This is a genomic window from Pantoea sp. Ap-967 (assembly GCF_011752565.1).
Lineage (GTDB): Bacteria > Pseudomonadota > Gammaproteobacteria > Pseudomonadales > Pseudomonadaceae > Aquipseudomonas.
Map to the genome: position 1 here is coordinate 40407 of NZ_VWXK01000013.1, position 16048 is coordinate 56454.

Sequence of the window (16048 nt, forward strand, 5' to 3'; positions counted from 1 at the left end):
GGCGGCGCGGTTCAGCAACCTTTGAACTGCGCCGGGCGTTTTTCCTGGAAGGCGCGGATGCCTTCGTCGCGGTCGGCAGTGCCGGCCAGCAGGGTAAAAGCGTGGCGCTCGAAGCGCAGGCCGCTGGCAAGGTCAGTGTCGCCGGCCTTGAGCAGCGCTTCCTTGGCCAGGCGAACGGCCAGCGGCGCCTTGGCGGCAATGCTGGCCGCCAGCTGCAGGGCGCGTTCGACGGCCAGTTCAGGCACGGTGATTTCACTGACCAAGCCGGCCTGCTGGGCATGCCGGGCGCTGATGGCCTCGCCGGTGAGCACCATCTGCATGGCCAGCGGCTTGCCGACTGCACGCAACAGGCGCTGGGTGCCGCCGGCGCCGGGGATGATGCCCAGGTTGATTTCCGGCTGGCCGAAGCGGGCGTCCTCGCCGGCGATGACGATGTCGGCGCACATCACCAGTTCGCAACCGCCGCCCAGGGCGTAGCCATTCACGGCGGCGATCAAGGGTTTGCTGAAGGCGGCGATGCGCTGCCAGTGGGCGACGCGAGGGTCATTGAAGATGCCGACCAGGTCTCGTTCGGCCATCTCGCGAATGTCGGCCCCGGCGGCGAACGCCTTGGGGCTGCCGGTGATGACCACGGCGCGGGTGTGTTCGTCGGCCTCGGCACTTGCCAGCTCGGCGGCCAGCTCTGCCAGCAGCTCCGTGCACAGGGCGTTGAGCGCCTCCGGCCGTTGCAAGGTAACCAGGCGGACGCCGGGGTGGGGCGCCTGCACATTGATGAAACGAGGCATGTTGGAGTCCTCAGGCTGCACGCACGGCACAACGGGTGGCCGGCATTTCTTGGAATTGTCTGCAGGGGCAGTGTTGAAGCCTGCCCAGGTGGAACCAGTATAAGCACCATGCGATACACTAAATCAACATCTAGTTTTGTTTCAGTATCTAATTGTAGATTAGAAAATCTCGCTTTCCCTCCTAAACACCAATGGATAAAGGCTTTTTACTGGGATTGACGCGCCTATCATTTACGATACAAGATCATTGCATGTAATGAATCATTTGAGGACTGTAAGCATGCCTTGCTATCGACTCGACGGCCTGACCCCGGTGGTCGACCCCACCGCCTACGTGCACCCGAGTGCAGTGCTGATCGGCGACGTCATCGTCGGCCCACACTGTTACGTGGGGCCGCTGGCCTCGTTGCGTGGTGATTTCGGGCGCATCGTGCTGGAGGAGGGTGCCAACCTGCAGGACACTTGCGTGATGCACGGCTTTCCCGGCGGTGACACGGTGATCGAGCGCAACGGCCACGTGGGCCATGGCGCGGTGTTGCATGGCTGCCGGGTGGGCGAGGATGCCCTTGTCGGCATGAATGCCGTGGTGATGGATGGCGCGCGCATCGCTGCGCGTTGCATCGTCGGCGCTACAGCCTTCGTCAAGGCGGGGTTCGAGTGCGCCGAGCAAAGCCTGGTCATGGGCGCCCCGGCCCAGGTCAAGCGAGCCCTGACCGAGCAGGAGGTGCAATGGAAGCAGCGTGGCACGGCCGAATACCAGCATTTGGCCCGGCGCTGCATGGCCAGCCTGGTCGAATGCGCACCATTGGCCGAGCCGCAAGCGCAGCGACCACGCATGGGTGACGGTGGCTTCAGGCCCAAGGGCGAGGAGGGTGCATGAGCTTGCCTGCGTCACGCCATGGCCAGGCGACCCGCCGCACAGGTATAGTCGGTGCTTTCTCCGCGCACAGTTCGTCCATGAGCAACCTCGCCCCGCTGAACACCCTGATCACCCGCTTCCAGGAGCAGACCCCGATCCGTGCCAGTTCGCTGATCATCACCCTCTATGGTGATGCCATCGAGCCCCATGGCGGTACGGTCTGGCTGGGCAGCCTGATCAACTTGCTGGAGCCGATCGGCATTAATGAACGGCTGATCCGCACGTCGATCTTTCGCCTGACCAAGGAAGGCTGGCTGACCGCCGAAAAGGTTGGCCGGCGCAGCTACTACAGCCTCACCGGCACCGGTCGCCGACGCTTCGAAAAAGCCTTCAAGCGCGTGTACAGCCCAAGCCAGCCGGCCTGGGATGGCGCCTGGACGCTGGTGCTGCTTTCGCAGCTGGAAGCCGCCAAGCGCAAAGCTGTGCGCGAAGAACTGGAATGGCAGGGCTTCGGGGCGATGGCGCCAAACGTACTCGGCTGCCCTCGGGCCGACCGCGCCGACCTGGCCGCTACCTTGCGTGAGCTTGAGGCCAGCGACGACAGCATCGTCTTCGAAACCCACACCCAGGAAGTACTGGCCTCCAAGGCCATGCGAGCGCAGGTGCGGGAAAGCTGGCGTATCGACGAGCTTGGCCAGCAATACAGCGAGTTCATCCAGCTGTTCCGGCCGTTGTGGCAGAGCCTCAAGGAACTCGATGAACTCGACGCCCAGGATTGCTTCCTGGCGCGCACCTTGTTGATTCACGAGTACCGCCGGTTGCTGCTGCGCGATCCTCAGTTGCCCGACGAGCTGCTGCCGGGGGACTGGGAAGGCCGCGCAGCACGTACCTTGTGCCGCAACCTGTATCGGTTGGTGTGCGCCAAGGCCGAGGCGTGGCTCAACAACGCGCTGGAAACGGCCGATGGGCCACTGCCGGATGTCAGTGAAGGCTTCTACAAGCGCTTCGGCGGCCTGGGCTGACTACCGCTCAAGCGCGCCGGGCCAGCTTGTGCGCCATGAACTGGTGCGCAGGCGAGAACAGACGGTTGAAGGTCAGCAGGACTGCGCTGACCGTACCCAGCGCCGACGCCGCGGCAAGCAGGAACATGATGACGATCTGATAACGCACCGCATCGTCCGGTTGCTGGCCCGCCAGTATCTGGCCGGTCATCATCCCGGGCAGGCTGACGATGCCGACGACCGTCATCTGGTTCAAGGTCGGCATCATGCCGGCCTTGAGTGCTTGCACTGCGGCGGCATGGGCTGCCTCCCAGCGCGTGCCGCCCAACGACAACACCATGTCCACGACATCACGTTGTGCGGTCAGCTCACGGGTCATGCGGTCGATGCCCAGCGCCACGGCGGTCAGGGTGTTGCCGAGGATCATGCCGAGGATGGGGATGGCGTACTGCGGTTCGTACCAAGGGCGAACGCGCAGCACGATGAACAGGCCGATGGCCGTGACCAACCAGGCACTCAAGCCCACCGAGAGCACGCTGTCGGCCAGCAGGCCACGGTGGCGATGCTGGCCGCGCCCGGCGGCGGAAACACCGGCAATCAGGGTCATGGTCAGCATCAGGGGCAGCACGATATACCATTGGGCATGCTGGAATACCCAGCCAAGGATGTAACCAATGGCCAGCAGTTGGGTGATGGTGCGCAGCGATGCCCAGAACAACTGGCGCGCCAGCCCGAGCTTGAGGAGCACCGATAACAGGCCGTTGACCAGAATCATCGCTGCGGCGATCGCGACATCGGCGTAGGCGAGGTTGTGGTAATTCATGCCGGGTTCCCGTCGAACAAGTTGCCTTGGTGCATGGTCAGTGTACGCGTGCCGATGCGCTGTGCCTGCTGGTGGTCATGGGTGACCCAGAGACAGGCGCGAGCCCCAGGGGATTCGTTGAACCAGTTCATGACCAGGGCTTCCACGGCAGTGACCGATTGTGGGTCCAGCGCTGAGGTAGGCTCGTCGAACAGCATCACCTTGGGCGCAAGCAGCAGTGCCCGTACCAACGCCACCACCTGGGCTTCGCCACCCGAGAGGTCGGCACCGTGCTTGTCGATGAAGCTCCTCGGCTTGCCTGCCAGGTCGAGTAGCGCTGTTGCCTTGTGCGCATCGAACGTGCGCTGGCGATTGTGCCGTAGGGAGAAGGGCAGGCGCAGGTTTTCACGCACAGTGCCGTCCACCAGGGCGGCACGCTGCGCCAGGTAACAGACCTGGGCGCGGTAGTCGGGTATAGGCAAGGCAGAGACCGGCTGGCCGAGCCACAGAATGTCGCCGGTACTGGGGGCGTCGAGCAAGGCCAGGGTGCGAAGCAGTACGCTTTTGCCAGAACCTGATGCGCCGATGAGAGCGACACGTTCGCCGGCATTGAGGGAAAGGTCGGTGGGTGACAGTAACGTGGCTTGGGTTGATGGGTCGACTCGGCCCAATTGCCTGGTTTTCAGCAGGGCTGTGGAATCTGGATGGTTGGAGCCCGTAGTCACTGGCGTTCCTTGAGGTGGGTTGAGCAGTGGAGGATTGGCGTTGGAGGGCAGCGTGCGGGCTCGTTTAGATATAACTACGCTAAATAGTCATTTAGTGTAGTTATTCCTTGAATTCATATAATAGGGGCAGGGTAGCTCATCTGTTGAGCTATGGGTAGCTTACCTGGTCAGCTACCTTCAGCGGCAGTCACCATCAAGGAGCACCATTCATGACTCACTTTCCAGGCTGGATGCTTGAAAGCGCCCGCAATTATCTCAAGGCCGCTGAGCTTCTAGACGCCCAAAACCTCCCACATGTCGCCATGGTCAATGCAGCGATCGGTATGGAAATCCTGCTGAAAAGCTTTATTTCCGTGCCACATCAGCACCAAGGTACGTCCGGCGAAACCTACAAGCTCGACCTCGAAGCACTCAAAACGGCTCACCAGCATCTGCAGTCAATCGGCAAGATTCCACCCAAACAAAAGCGTGACGCTCACGATCTGCTGACACTGTTTCACGCGATGCCTGCAGCGATTCGCGAGAGCCTGGCCCTGAACAGCCAGGAACACTCATTCGAGCGGTATCGCGATGTGTTCACCAACAGCCGGTATCAGTACGAGTCGGCCAGCTGGAAATTTTCCGATCCAGTGCTGATGAGGTTGCTGCGGTGGACGCTGGCCAACGTGGTTGGCTACTACAAGGAACGAGGCTCGCAGGATCCGTTCGTGCTGAGTTACATCGCTGAGGTCCAGGCTCGATCTGCGGTGCAGTGATCGAGGTCAGGGGCCTGGCTTCAAATCTGCCCACCCACGGCCCCGTTAGCTCCATACGAATGTGCGCATAATGAGTATTATGTTAAATAATGTATCGCGTCGTAGTCGCTCATGACCTGCTGTCTGGTTCCACCAACCTACGCACTGCGTTTCACAAACCACCGAACTTGATGTGACCGTCGAGAAACAAAGACACTTCCATCCCACTAGCCCCTAAAGCCCTTGCGCTGCAGGGCCTCCAGCGCTTCGGCTTTGCTCAAATATGGTTCGAATCCGACGAAATGCGGACACTTTTGAAATAATGCGCCTCTGCCAATCCTCCGATTTTACGTGGGCTGGGGACGAAACGAGCGTTTGAGGCATGGTAATCATTTCCTCCACTATTTGGACACTCGTGCGTTCTCCAATGCTGGCGGCTATCTAAGGCGCTTCGCAGAGAACGCGCTCACGTACAGCACCTACCGTGGGCACGTTGAACGCCTGCTTCTGTGGTCGCTGATCATCCGTGAGAAACCAGTCAATGCTCATGGTGCAAGCGTTCAAATATGCACCTGCAGTTACACTCCAGCCCTTTAACTACTCCCTTTTGGTATTTGCCTCGCTCATTGGTGTGATCTGGTTCAGCGAGGCATTGGCTTTAAGCCTCATCCTCGGTGCTGTCTTGGTCGTGGCTGGAGGACTGCTTTCCTTGAAAGGCTCCAGACATTTGTAATCACGCCATCCCCATCCCTATCCCCCCAGCATGCCAGGCATGCATTTTTCCTCTCACATTTGCCAAATCTGGCACCTGCGAGGCATGCCTCGCCCATACGTAATCCCGCCAGCTTTTTTCACTCGCCCTGAGCTATTGCTTCAAAGGCTAGCGCACCGTGGTGGAGCAGCCTGCATGCTCACCCGGCTACTGCCGATGAAAAAACGGCTGCACACTATCGTCGTTCAGCGCTTTTGAAGCCCCAATTTCAGGGCATGCGCACACAAAAGGCGCATCGTCCCGGACATCTCCAGCGAAGGTAGAAAAAACACTCTACCTGAGTATTTACAAGGTAGAGTGATCGTTCTACTATCAGCTCACATAGGCGGCTGGCCGTTGTGTCAAGGCGCATGCCAAGCCGTTGCGAGAGCTGCCACAACGAACGATTCAAGGGATCAGCGAAGCGGATGTCAGGTCAGAGCAGCTGAGGTGAGGGTACGCGGCTGCTGAGAGCGCGAAGGCTGCGAGGCCAACCTGCGCTGACTTATGATAGCTGCCGACCTGAAACCTGAGACCAATCGCATGCTGGATACAAAGCAACGCATCGCCAGTGAACTGGAGAGAAGCTTTTCCGAGCAAGGCTTTGCTGAGCAAGGCGTAGAAGCGCTGAGAGCAGAAGCAGACGTATCGCTGCGGACACTCTACAAATACTTCCCGAGTCGGGAAGCAATGATTGTAGGCGCATTAGAACACCGAGATCGGACTTATACCGAATGGCTCTCCGGCGGCCCGGAAGATGGAGTCGAGCATATCCTCTATCCGCTTGTCCGTCTCGGAGACTGGCTCGCTGAGGTCGCCAATACGGGCTGCCTATTTATGAATGCTTTGGCAGAGTACCCAGACAACGAAGCAATCAGCAGCATTGTTCTTTCGCACAAGGCCAGGCTGGCGGATGAGTTCAAACATCGCCTCCAAAAGATTGCGCCGAATCGAGAGGTCGAGCACTTAGCGGAAACATTGTTTTTATTGCATGAAGGCATGACCCAGGCAGCTCGCTTGCAGGGAAGAGAAAAAGCGACCGACACCGCAATCCGTGCAGCTCGCGCGGCACTGGTTGCGGAGAACTTTAACTAGCAGTACGCAATCGGGAACAAGAACAAATGAAGATCCGTGAAATTCACATCTATGCCCATGATTTGCCTGTAAAAAACCCACCCCGCGTGATGTCCAGCGGGACTGTCTGGTCGCTCGATACCACCCTCGTTCGCATCGTTTCCGAGTGCGGCCTAGAAGGCTGGGGTGAGACCTGCCCGGTAGGCTCTACCTATGCGGAAGCTCACGCAAAGGGCGCTCGCGCAGCGCTTGAGGAAATGGCACCTGGCCTGATCGGCGCAGACCTCTGGCCCGTTCAACTGCATCGCAAAATGGAGTCGCTGCTTAATGGTCACCATTACGCAAAAGCAGCGATCGACATCGCAGCGCATGACCTGATCGGCAAAAAACTGGGCGTTCGTGTAGCTGATCTTCTCGGCGGCGTTACCACTGAAAGCGTACCTACCTACTATTCCACTGGCGTGGGCGCTCCAGACGAGATCGCGCGCATTGCCAAGGAGCGCCTTGCCGAAGGCTATCCTCGTATCCAAATCAAGCTGGGCGGTCGCAGCGTAGATGCCGACATCGCTACCCTGCGCAAAGTCTGGGAAGTGATTGGTGGATCGGGTATGCGCCTTGCCGCCGACGGCAACAGGGGCTGGAACACCCGCGACGCGATCCGCCTGAGCCGCGACTGCGCCGATATCCCGTTCGTCCTGGAACAGCCCTGCAACACGATTGAGGAGCTGACCGTGCTTCGCAACGTGATCCAGCACCCTATCTACATGGACGAAAATGGCGTCAACCTCAGCACCGTGATCACGGCTGCCGGTACTGGCCTGGTGGATGGCTTCGGCATGAAGGTCACCCGTATCGGTGGTCTCCACCAAATGCGCACGTTCCGTGACATCTGCGCGGCCCGCAACCTGCCACACACCAGCGACGATGCTTGGGGTGGCGATATCATCGCAGCCGCCTGCGTACACCTCGGCGCTACAGTACGCCCTGACCTCAACGAGGGTGCGTGGATCGCCGCCCCTTACATCGAAGGTCACTACGATGAGAAAGCCGGCATTAGCATCGAAAAAGGGCACATCACACTTCCGGAAGGCCCAGGCCTGGGCATCGTCCCCGACAAAGACCAGTTTGGCGCTCCGGTCGTAAGTTTCTAAGTAAATCCAGTAAACCCGTTGCGAGCAACTACTGACAAAGTCAGTGGTTAGAGGATCTGTTTGCCTGCGCAACGGGCTTTCTGAGTTGATGATGACATTTGGTGATCTGTACGCCTCAGAAAAAATCGATTTTTTCAGTGATAAGCCGTCCTTAGACTGAATCTATGCAGCGGCGAATGGATGGGCTTTCGTTCGAATGCAACGCATTTGAAAATGCTACAGCTGGACGCTCATCGCACGATAGAAAAAACCAGATTTGCCTCGATGTGCTGCGGCACATTGCAATGCGATAAGCTTCGTTTCAGGAGTCGAATAAGAAATGCGCAAATATACCGATGTATTAGACTTGATCAAGCAACGCAAACCCCAACACGGCCTGCCAGGTGCAGCCTACATGGATGCGGGTTTGTATCAGCAAGATTTGGAGCAAATCTGGTACAAGGAGTGGATCTTTGCTGGCCACACCTTCGAGCTTGAGAAACCGGGTCAATACTTAACCCTGCAAATTGGAGAATATCCAGTTGCAGTTGTGCGTGGTAAAGACGGGGAAATTCGCGCATTCCACAACGCTTGCCGTCACCGTGGTTCAAAGGTTTGTACGGAGGCCAAGGGCAAGGTGGCCAAGTTGGTTTGCCCTTACCACAAGTGGACATTCGACCTGGACGGCAAGCTGCTTTACGCCGGCAACATGGGCACTGATTTCGATCAAAGCGAGCACAACCTCTCTCCCGTGCACTGCGAGGTCGTCCACAGCTACATCTACGTCTGTGTGGCCAAGACCGCACCAGATTTCGAAAAATTCCGCAGTGCCGTATCGCCGTTCATCGGCCCCCACTACCTGGAAGACTGCAAGGTGGCTTTCGAAGCCAACCTCACAGAGAAAGGCAATTGGAAGCTGGTGTTCGAAAACAACCGCGAGTGCTACCACTGCGACGGCACCCACCCGGAACTGCTCAGCTCGTACACCGAATTGGCCTCGGTGCAGGGTGTAGGCGCTGAAGACCCCGCGCTTGCCGAGCACTGCGACACCTGCGAAGCCGCAGGCCTTGCCAGCCGCATGGTTGTAGATCCGGATGGCCAGTTCCGGATGACCCGTATTCCGCTGAATCCAGGGGCCAGCAGCTATACCATGGACGGCCAGCCAGCAGTGGCGCGACGCCTTGATCGAAGCGGCGTCGACAACATCGGTGCATTGCTGTACTTCAACTACCCCTCCACCTGGAACCACTTCCTGGGCGACCATGCGCTGAGCTTCCGCGTATTGCCAGTCGGCCCAGGTGAAACAGTGGTAACAACCAAGTGGCTTGTGCACAAAGACGCCGTAGAAGGCGTGGACTACGACATTGATCGGCTGACCAAAGTCTGGATGGCGACCAATGACCAAGATCGTCGCCTGGTGGAAGGTACCCAAATTGGCGTGACTTCTCCGGCGTATGTGCCTGGCCCTTATTCGACCATCATCGAAAATGGTGTATGCCAGTTCGTTGATTGGTATTGCGAATTGATGGCCAAGCGTCTCGACGAAGCATCGTCGCGTATCATTTGATGCGCGCTTGAGGGGGAATCACCCTCCCCCTCTTTTTTATCTACAACCATCTCGTAAAAACAAAAAGCGATACCCTGGTGGATGGTGCGCTTCACACAAGGAAGAATCTTTTTTACAAGGCGATATTTTCTGCGTGCCGGAATGACTCACGTTCATGATTGAACAGACTGCCAAATCACGTACCTGATTGCCTCACGGTGATCTTGAGTGTTGGTTATAAGCATAAAAAAAGAGGTCGTAGTCGTATGAGCCATGCCGATGAAATTCTCTCGGTTAAGAATATTTTCAAAGTTTTTGGCCCTAATCCGGCCATGGCAATGGACATGTTGCGTGGAGGAGCAGATAAAAAGGAAATCTTTAGTAAGACTGGCCATGTAGTCGGCGTATTTGACGCAAGTTTTTCAGTTAAACGTGGTGAGATTTTTGTCATCATGGGTTTGTCAGGCTCTGGCAAATCCACCATGGTGAGGCTTTTCAATCGTCTGATCGAGCCGACATCGGGCAGCATCCATCTGAACGGTAGGGAAATCACCGGCCTATCAGACAAAGCGCTGTTGGATGTGAGACGTAAAGACATGGGTATGGTGTTCCAGTCCTTTGCACTCATGCCCCACATGAGCGTGCTTGAAAACACGGCATTTGGCCTTGAGATCGCAGGTATTTCTGAGTCTGAGCGCCATGCACGTGCCCGGGAAGCCCTTGCACAGGTAGGCCTAGCTGGACACGAGCACAGCTACCCGCACCAACTGTCTGGCGGCATGCAACAGCGCGTTGGCCTAGCCCGTGCACTCGCGAATGATCCGACCATTCTGTTGATGGACGAAGCGTTCTCGGCACTGGATCCGCTGATTCGCAGCGAGATGCAGGGTGAGCTCATCCGTCTTCAGGCTGAACAGCAGCGCACCATCATCTTCATTTCGCACGACATCGAGGAGGCCATCCGTATTGGTCACCGGATTGCGATCATGGAGGGTGGCCGGGTAGTGCAAATCGGTACCCCCCAAGAGCTGATCAACAACCCCGCCAACGAATATGTGCGCACCTTCTTCAAAGGCTTCGATGGCTCGCGCGTGCTCAAAGCAGGCGACGTCGCAAAGCTCGATACCCACTGTGTGTTCAAGGTCAATGGTAAAGCCCCGGTCTTGAACCAAGGCATTCCGTACAGCTACCTCATCGATGAGCACGGCTTGCTCCTGGATGTCGTCGAAACCAGTGAATTCGTACCTCACTCCCCCTCCCGCACAGCGCAGAAGCACTACCACACTCGGGAAAAACAGCCGGTCTACATCGACACCCCACTGCACGAAGTGCTTGGCATCGCAGCTGAGCTGCCCTACCCCGTCCCGGTACTCGACAGATCTGGCGCGCTCAAAGGCACCATTTCTCAAAGCCAGCTGCTGCAGACCCTGAGCCGCGTCTAGTCCGCCGTTAGAAGAGGATCGTAGTGATGTCCGAATTCAGCCTGCTTGACCCGTTCCAAGCCATGGTCATCCCCCTGGGTGACTGGGTAACTAGCGCTCTCAACTTCATGGTGCACAACTTCAGGGATGTGTTCCGCGCCATTCGCTGGCCGATTGACCAAGTGCTCAACGGCATCGAGTTCACCCTCCAGAGCATTCCGCCCTCGATCGGGATCATCCTTTCCTCTCTGCTGGGCTGGCAACTGGCAGGAAAGCGGATGGCCCTTCTCTGCTTCATCACACTCACCCTGCTGGGCTTCATCGGTGTCTGGTCGGAATCGATGACGACCCTGGCTCTGGTACTGACCTCGGTGTTCTTCTGCGCGGTGATCGGTATCCCTCTGGGAATTCTGTGTGCGCGCAGCGACGGGATTGAACGATTCGTTAGGCCCGTACTTGATGCGATGCAGACATTGCCGGCGTTCGTGTACCTGGTGCCCGTCGTGATGCTATTCGGGATCGGTAACGTACCTGGTGTGCTGGTCACGATCGTGTTCGCGCTGCCGCCCCTGGTACGCCTGACCAACCTCGGTATTCGACAAGTGCCCGAAGACAAAATCGAGGCCGCTCGTGCCTTCGGTTGCACACCGCGTCAGATGCTCACTCGTGTCCAACTTCCCCTGGCCACCTCAACGATCATGGCCGGCTTAAACCAGACGTTGATGCTCTCGCTGTCGATGGTGGTGATCGCCTCGATGATTTCGGTTGGCGGACTTGGCCAGATGGTATTGCGCGGCATCGGACGACTGGATATGGGGCTGGCGACCGTTGGCGGCTTTGGGCTCGTCTTGCTGGCCATCTTCCTGGATCGGTTGACGCAAGCCATGGGCGAGCGCACGAACGCCGACCCAAGTCTGAAGTGGTACCACACAGGGCCGGTTGGCGTTGTGCTGCGACTCTTCAGGATCAATCAGCGACCAGACAATCGAAAAACTGCTTGAAGCTCCATCTTTCACACTGCCGAACCCTTAGAACAACAGAAGGTGCGTGATGATGTTGAAGAAATCGTTCAAAGATTCAATGACTCTCCTGGCGTGCGCAATCACCCTGAGCGTCTCGTCCCTGGGCGCTTTGGCCTCCACTGAGAAACCTGGTGAGGGCGTCAAGGTAACGCCGATTTTCCCTCCCATCGCTGAAGAGCGCTTCCGAGGTGAAATCGCGATGCAGGGGCTTCGCGAGCTGGGCTATAAAGTCCAAGAGCCAAAAGAAACTGAGTACGCGGTGATGATGGTCGCCTTGGCCAACGGCGATGCAGACTTCACCGTTCATCTTTGGAATACCCTGCATGACCCGTTCTATCAAAAGGCCGGGGGTGACCGCGACCTGGTGAAAGCAGGCGACGTCATGAACGATGTTGTTCAGGGCTATCTGATTGATAAAAAAACGGCTGACGCCTACAACATCAAGTCGCTCGAAGACTTCAAAAAGCCTGAAATTGCCAAGTTGTTCGATATTGACGGTGACGGCAAAGCCGACCTAACGGGCTGCAACCCTGGTTGGGGTTGCGAAATCACGACCGAATTCCAACTCAAAGAATACGGCCTGAACAAAACCGTCAACAACAACCGTGGTTCGTATTTTGCGCTCATGGCAGACACGATCACGCGTTACAAAGCGGGTCAGCCCATCTTCTATTACACCTGGATTCCACAATGGATCTCCAGCGTGCTGGTCATCGGCAAGGACGTTGTATGGGTGCCCGTTCCATATACGGCGCTTCCAGACGGCAACAACAACGCAGATACAACCTACGATGGCAAGAATCTCGGCTTCGCCAAAGACACCATCAAGTCCGTGGTCAATAAAGAGTTTGCAGAAGAAAACCCTGCAGCGCTTAAATTCCTGTCGGTCTTCAACATCAAACCGGAAGATGAAAGTGCTCAGAACTTAAAGATGCAACAGGGTGAGAACAAGGCTGCCGATGTTACTCGACACGCCAAAGAATGGATCGCCGCACACCGCCAGCAGTTCGATGGATGGCTCCAAGCGTCGCGTGACGCTGCGAGCAAAGCAGGCAAGTAACGGGTAAGACTCACTGGGCTGGCTTGCCGGCCCAGTGTCAAATCGAGGTAAGCGAGTATGGCAACTGCATTTAAAAGTGTGTTAATCAATCAAAACCTCGCACACCTTGATCGCACTGAACGTTTGGCATTCACCGGCGCTAAGAAAGCTATTGGTATTGTACTAAAGGATGGCTTTTCGTTGTCTGCGCTGTCTAGAGTTACAAATACACTGAGACTTGCTAACGGACTCTGCTCATCTGATATTTTCGATATCCATTTAATTGCTCAAAAGTCCTCTGTGACTAGCGATGTCGGCATGATCATTTCCACCAATATGCTGATGGCCGATCTCAATCTGAACGGGCTGGACTGCCTTCTGGTATGCGGCGCGGATAGCGCCCACTTTTCCTTAGATAGCGACTTGAAATTCAAGCTGCGCCAAGCAGCGGGCCTTGGAGTATTGATCGGAGGCCTAGCAAGCGGGTGCCAAGCACTGCTGGAAGCTGGCCTGCTCGATAATCAACAATGCACCGCTAGCCAGAACTCCATTGATTGCTGGCAGCACACATTCAAGAAAGTAGAGTTTCGTTCTATCCCGTATCTTGTTGACGGCCCCAGGATGAGCTGCTCTTCCCCCTATGCAGTGGTTGCCATGATGGTGGAGTTTGTCGGGATCCAGTGCAACGCTGAAATCGCCGAAGCCATTCGCCAAGGCCTGCCGCAAAGCACGTACCTCTCGGATAACGATTCATCGTCAATACCCAGCTTCACGTTACCTAACGCCCCCAGGCCCATTAAAGAAACGATCATGATGATGAGTGCCAATATCGAAAATCCGCTCGACATTACCGCGCTGGCAGAAGGCGCAGGCGTTTCGAGAAGGCACCTGGAGCGACTGTTCAATAAACACCTCAACGCTTCACCCACTCGATTCTACTTAGAGCTACGTTTGACACATGCACGCCAGCTGCTGATGCATACCAGCAAATCGCTAACTGAAATTTCAATCGCCAGTGGCTTCTTGACATTTTCCCATTTTTACAGTCGTTTCAAGGAAACCTTTGGGTATTCGCCAAACCACTTTCGAGGAAACGCCAATGCTATCCCCCGAAGGTTCGGACTGATTTAGTGCATCACCACCAGAGATTGAGTAGATACGCTAGCTTATGGTACACAGACGAATACTGATAACAATAGGTTATCTGTATTTGTCAGCAAAATTCGCTAGTCCTTGGCCGGCTACGCCACTATCCTCGAATGGAGCTGGCAACCCCTTGGCCACGGTCGATTTTGTCACCAGCCTGAACTGTCATAAGTCAGCTTTGCGGTAGTCTGTCGGACATGAAAAATACAACTAGATGTTTTAGCACAAAGTTTGAAGAGCGCAACCTGAGATTTGTTTCCTCAGAAGCGCCAAACAGAACATCTAGGATTGGATTTCTCCTCTTAGAGAACTTCTCCCTCCCAAGCTTCACACAGGCGCTTGACGCCGTTGTGACAGCGAATCTGATTGTACCTGGCACCACCAAAGTGCATGTTTTTAGCCAGACGAATTCTGAAGTGATGAGCGACCTGAGCATTCCCATTCGCCCTGATACGCCTCTCACCGATGTGAGGGTCGCCGATCTCGACCTTATGGTGGTTTGCGGCGGGTTGCGCAGCTCTAGAAATGTACCTGGCTGGCTCAGTACGTTGCTCAAGCGCCTGAGCACCACTTCCATTGCCCTCGGCGGCCTGTGGAATGGTGCGTGGTACCTAGGTCGTGCAGGCTTGCTAGATGGCTACCGATGCGCCATTCACGCAGAGCAGAGAATTGCGCTCTACGAGCGCTCCCCAAATATCAATGTCACCCTGGACTCTATGGTGTTCGATCGGGACAGGCTGACAGCGGCTACACCCACTGGCGCCTTTCAGGCCATGATCAGTTGGTTGCGGGAACGCTGCAATGCACGGCTCGCAGATGCCGTGCTGGATCTGCTGGACTACGACCAATCAAAGTTCAAGAGCATCACCAAGAGCCGTCACCCGAATCTGACAAAGCCATTGAGGGAAGTGGTCACCCTCATGGAGTCCAACTTAGAAGACCCGCTGGATCCAGAGCAAATAGCGAAATGCCTCGGCTTGTCCACCAGGCAAATTCAACGCCAGTTCCGTGAACAGATGGCCACCACCCCTCAAAAATACTACCTACAGTTAAGAATTACTGAAGCACGACGCTTACTCCAAAATTCTAACTTTTCAGTTGCGCAGGTAGGGCTCGCTTGTGGATTCCCTTCCAGCACACACTTCAGTCGATGCTATAGCAGTTTTTTTGGCCACCCACCATCCAAGGAAGTCCGGTATGAAATTTGAGTGGATTTTCTGGAGGTTGAGTGAAGACTTAAAGGTGTTTGGTGGATTTGCATGAACGCTGCCGTTGATTTATCGCAACCGGTTCACGTTGATCGGAAGGCGCTGCTCTACAGTGCGCTGTGCACTCGCATCCTGACGATGGAGATGACTCCAGGCTCGACTATTGTTGAACAAGCATTGTGTGAGGAATTCGGGATTTCCCGCCCCCCTGTTCGAGAACTCCTCCGGCATTTGGCGGCTGAGGGGTATATAGAACTTGAGGCAAACCGCTCTCCGAGAGTCGTGGCGCTCACCTGCCATACGTTGCGGCATTTTTCGCTAGCAGCCCCATTAATCTACTGCTCAGTTGCCCAACTGGCTAGCGTCAGAGCGACACCAGGCGAGATAAAGAGACTACGGGCAAACTTAGCTAATACAGCCATAGCCATTGCAGCCGGCAATCAATCATCGCGAACAATGCTGGAGAATTCTTTCAATTTAGAAATCGGCTTGATTGCAAAAAACCAGTGCCTGCTACCTGCACTGCGCAGAAGCCTCATTGATCACGCGCGAATCCAGAAAATCGTCTTCCCTCGCACCGATGACGAATGCGCTATAGACGACGTGAATACCATCCACAAGAACCATGAAAGTCTTGTAGATGCCATAGAGCGCCGCGCTTGCGAACAAGCCTCTCAAATTGCTCGCGCCAACTTTGAAATTATGCGCAAGCGAATCATTGACTACACCTCTCCAGAGGCTTTAGACGTGGAGATCACTATTTAAGCCGAGCAGAAAACAGATCAACAAATACAAGATTTTCTGT

General features: G+C 56.1%; 14 protein-coding genes and 1 pseudogene. 12 read left to right on the plus strand and 3 right to left on the minus strand.

What is annotated here, in order from left to right; translation table 11 throughout:
• Nucleotides 1–11: 11 nt before the first annotated feature.
• Nucleotides 12–785, minus strand: a complete 774-nt coding sequence (paaF, locus tag F3J45_RS15535; protein ID WP_167064139.1) for a 2,3-dehydroadipyl-CoA hydratase PaaF — start codon at nt 783–785, stop codon at nt 12–14.
• A gap of 280 nt (nt 786–1065) precedes the next feature.
• Here paaF and paaY point away from each other — a divergent pair, with 280 nt between their 5' ends.
• Nucleotides 1066–1665, plus strand: coding sequence for a phenylacetic acid degradation protein PaaY (paaY, locus tag F3J45_RS15540; protein ID WP_167064142.1), 600 nt, complete (start codon nt 1066–1068; stop codon nt 1663–1665).
• Nucleotides 1662–2666, plus strand: a complete 1005-nt coding sequence (gene paaX, locus F3J45_RS15545; RefSeq protein WP_167064145.1) for a phenylacetic acid degradation operon negative regulatory protein PaaX — start codon at nt 1662–1664, stop codon at nt 2664–2666. The genes paaY and paaX overlap by 4 nt, the downstream gene beginning before the upstream one ends.
• Nucleotides 2667–2673: 7 nt before the next feature.
• Here paaX and fetB read toward each other — a convergent pair whose 3' ends face one another.
• On the minus strand, nt 2674–3468 hold the full coding sequence (gene fetB / locus F3J45_RS15550; protein WP_167064148.1) for an iron export ABC transporter permease subunit FetB: 795 nt from the start codon (nt 3466–3468) through the stop codon (nt 2674–2676).
• Nucleotides 3465–4172, minus strand: a complete 708-nt coding sequence (locus F3J45_RS15555) for an ATP-binding cassette domain-containing protein (RefSeq protein ID WP_167064151.1) — start codon at nt 4170–4172, stop codon at nt 3465–3467. Before F3J45_RS15555 ends, fetB begins: the two co-directional genes overlap by 4 nt.
• Before the next feature lie 209 nt (nt 4173–4381).
• On the opposite strand from F3J45_RS15555, the gene F3J45_RS15560 reads away from it, so the two are divergent.
• The 10 genes and pseudogenes from F3J45_RS15560 (at nt 4382) to F3J45_RS15605 (ending at nt 16008) form a co-directional block, all read left to right on the plus strand.
• Nucleotides 4382–4927, plus strand: a complete 546-nt coding sequence (locus tag F3J45_RS15560) for a hypothetical protein (RefSeq protein ID WP_167064155.1) — start codon at nt 4382–4384, stop codon at nt 4925–4927.
• A gap of 1273 nt (nt 4928–6200) precedes the next feature.
• Nucleotides 6201–6752 (plus strand): TetR/AcrR family transcriptional regulator, encoded by a 552-nt coding sequence (locus F3J45_RS15565; protein ID WP_167064158.1) that lies wholly within the window; start codon nt 6201–6203, stop codon nt 6750–6752.
• Between the two features lie 26 nt (nt 6753–6778).
• Nucleotides 6779–7882, plus strand: a complete 1104-nt coding sequence (locus F3J45_RS15570; protein WP_167064161.1) for a mandelate racemase/muconate lactonizing enzyme family protein — start codon at nt 6779–6781, stop codon at nt 7880–7882.
• Nucleotides 7883–8201: 319 nt separating this feature from the next.
• Entirely contained in the window at nt 8202–9428 is a 1227-nt protein-coding gene (locus tag F3J45_RS15575) for an SRPBCC family protein (protein ID WP_167064165.1), read from the plus strand.
• 245 nt (nt 9429–9673) lie between these two features.
• Nucleotides 9674–10849 carry a glycine betaine/L-proline ABC transporter ATP-binding protein gene (locus F3J45_RS15580; RefSeq protein WP_167064168.1) on the plus strand — a complete coding sequence of 392 codons (1176 nt, stop codon included), beginning with the start codon at nt 9674–9676 and terminating at the stop codon, nt 10847–10849.
• A gap of 35 nt (nt 10850–10884) precedes the next feature.
• Nucleotides 10885–11829 (plus strand): annotated as a pseudogene (gene proW, locus F3J45_RS15585) (glycine betaine/L-proline ABC transporter permease ProW); the annotation flags it as partial.
• Nucleotides 11830–11878: 49 nt separating this feature from the next.
• Nucleotides 11879–12910, plus strand: a complete 1032-nt coding sequence (proX, locus tag F3J45_RS15590) for a glycine betaine/L-proline ABC transporter substrate-binding protein ProX (protein WP_240164616.1) — start codon at nt 11879–11881, stop codon at nt 12908–12910.
• Nucleotides 12911–12967: 57 nt separating this feature from the next.
• Nucleotides 12968–14020, plus strand: coding sequence for a GlxA family transcriptional regulator (locus F3J45_RS15595; protein ID WP_167064174.1), 1053 nt, complete (start codon nt 12968–12970; stop codon nt 14018–14020).
• 212 nt (nt 14021–14232) lie between these two features.
• Nucleotides 14233–15243, plus strand: a complete 1011-nt coding sequence (locus F3J45_RS15600) for a GlxA family transcriptional regulator (protein WP_167064177.1) — start codon at nt 14233–14235, stop codon at nt 15241–15243.
• A 51-nt stretch (nt 15244–15294) separates the two neighbouring features.
• Nucleotides 15295–16008, plus strand: a complete 714-nt coding sequence (locus F3J45_RS15605) for a GntR family transcriptional regulator (protein WP_167064180.1) — start codon at nt 15295–15297, stop codon at nt 16006–16008.
• Nucleotides 16009–16048 lie beyond the last annotated feature (40 nt).

What these genes read in the sequence shown, in the direction of transcription:
- F3J45_RS15575 (WP_167064165.1), top strand. Translation starts at nt 8,202, where the DNA reads ATGCGCAAATATACCGATGTATTAGACTTGATCAAGCAACGCAAACCC.
- F3J45_RS15565 (WP_167064158.1), top strand. Translation starts at nt 6,201, where the DNA reads ATGCTGGATACAAAGCAACGCATCGCCAGTGAACTGGAGAGAAGCTTT.
- F3J45_RS15600 (WP_167064177.1), top strand. Translation starts at nt 14,233, where the DNA reads ATGAAAAATACAACTAGATGTTTTAGCACAAAGTTTGAAGAGCGCAAC.
- F3J45_RS15560 (WP_167064155.1), top strand. Translation starts at nt 4,382, where the DNA reads ATGACTCACTTTCCAGGCTGGATGCTTGAAAGCGCCCGCAATTATCTC.
- paaX (WP_167064145.1), top strand. Translation starts at nt 1,662, where the DNA reads ATGAGCTTGCCTGCGTCACGCCATGGCCAGGCGACCCGCCGCACAGGT.
- fetB (WP_167064148.1), bottom strand. Translation starts at nt 3,468, where the DNA reads ATGAATTACCACAACCTCGCCTACGCCGATGTCGCGATCGCCGCAGCG.
- F3J45_RS15570 (WP_167064161.1), top strand. Translation starts at nt 6,779, where the DNA reads ATGAAGATCCGTGAAATTCACATCTATGCCCATGATTTGCCTGTAAAA.
- F3J45_RS15605 (WP_167064180.1), top strand. Translation starts at nt 15,295, where the DNA reads ATGAACGCTGCCGTTGATTTATCGCAACCGGTTCACGTTGATCGGAAG.
- F3J45_RS15580 (WP_167064168.1), top strand. Translation starts at nt 9,674, where the DNA reads ATGAGCCATGCCGATGAAATTCTCTCGGTTAAGAATATTTTCAAAGTT.
- proX (WP_240164616.1), top strand. Translation starts at nt 11,879, where the DNA reads ATGATGTTGAAGAAATCGTTCAAAGATTCAATGACTCTCCTGGCGTGC.
- paaY (WP_167064142.1), top strand. Translation starts at nt 1,066, where the DNA reads ATGCCTTGCTATCGACTCGACGGCCTGACCCCGGTGGTCGACCCCACC.
- paaF (WP_167064139.1), bottom strand. Translation starts at nt 785, where the DNA reads ATGCCTCGTTTCATCAATGTGCAGGCGCCCCACCCCGGCGTCCGCCTG.
- F3J45_RS15595 (WP_167064174.1), top strand. Translation starts at nt 12,968, where the DNA reads ATGGCAACTGCATTTAAAAGTGTGTTAATCAATCAAAACCTCGCACAC.